Origin of the sequence: Streptomyces sp. NPDC018026 (assembly GCF_044327745.1) — a bacterium.
Taxonomy (GTDB): Bacteria; Actinomycetota; Actinomycetes; order Streptomycetales; family Streptomycetaceae; genus Streptomyces; species Streptomyces rubrogriseus.
The window spans coordinates 1-1,101 of sequence record NZ_JBIRFY010000054.1 but is presented as its reverse complement, the minus strand read 5'-3'; the positions used below and the strand labels follow the sequence as shown (position 1 = coordinate 1,101).

The 1,101-nt window shown below is 70.2% G+C and carries 1 protein-coding gene; it reads right to left on the bottom strand.

The window, feature by feature from the left end; all coding sequences use genetic code 11:
- Positions 1–1,101 (bottom strand): condensation domain-containing protein (locus ACH4D3_RS41215; RefSeq protein ID WP_398332890.1); only part of this gene is annotated, 1,101 nt, incomplete at both ends.

The window sequence follows — 1,101 nt, the reverse complement described above, 5'->3', positions numbered from 1 at the left end:
CACCGCCGACGGATCCACCACCGCCCGCACCCCAACCAACCCCGGCACCGTCACACCCACCCCAAACCCCACACCCGTGTCATTCCACTCGGACACCACCCGTCGCCGCTCCGCCGCGTCCAGGACGTCGACATCGCTCAGCCGCGTGTCCAGGGAGTCGGTCATGACCGTCAGCACCCGTATGAACCGTTCGGCGAGCCGCGTGACCGTGGCGGTCTCGAACAGGTCGGCCGCCGCGCTGATCACCCCGCGCAGTCCGGCCGGGGCGCCGTGCGCGTCGAAGGACTCGCCCACGCTGACGTCCAGGTCGACCTTGGCCGCGGCGGACGCCGGCAGCAGGGAGTCGACGTGCACGCCCGGGAGGTCGAGGGCCGTTCCGGCGTTGTTCTGCAGGGTGAGCATCACCTGGAAGAGGGGGTGGCGGGCCAGGGAGCGGGTGGGGGCCAGTTCTTCCACCAGCCGCTCGAAGGGCACGTCCTGGTGGCCGTAGGCACCCAGACCCGCTTCGCGCACCCGCTCGAGGATCTGCGTGAAGGTCGGGTCACCCGTCAGGTCCGTACGGATCACGAGAGTGTTGACGAAGAAGCCGACGAGGTCGTCCAGCGCTTCATCAGCCCGCCCCGCCACCGCCACCCCGATCGGGATGTCCGTGCCCGCACCCAGCCGGCTCAACGTCACCGCGAGCGCGGCCTGCACCACCATGAACACCGTCACACCCTCGGCGCGCGCCAACTCCTGCACCCTGGCATGCAGTTCGGCACCCGTCTCCAGCGGCACCCGAAGACCCCGATGCGAGGCCACCGCAGGCCGCGGCCGGTCCAGCGGCAACTCCAGCTCCTGCGGAACCCCCGCCAACACCTCCCGCCAGTACCCCACCTGAGACGCGTACAAGCCGTCCGGATCACCCTCATCACCGAGCAACTCCCGCTGCCACAGCGCATAGTCCGCGTACTGCACCGCCAACGGAGCCCAGTCCGGCACACCACCCCGGCAACGCGCGGCGTAGGCCACCGACAGATCCCGCGCCAGCGGACCACTCGACCAGCCGTCACCCGCGATGTGATGCACGGTCAGCAACAGCACGTGCTCATCCGGAGCGAC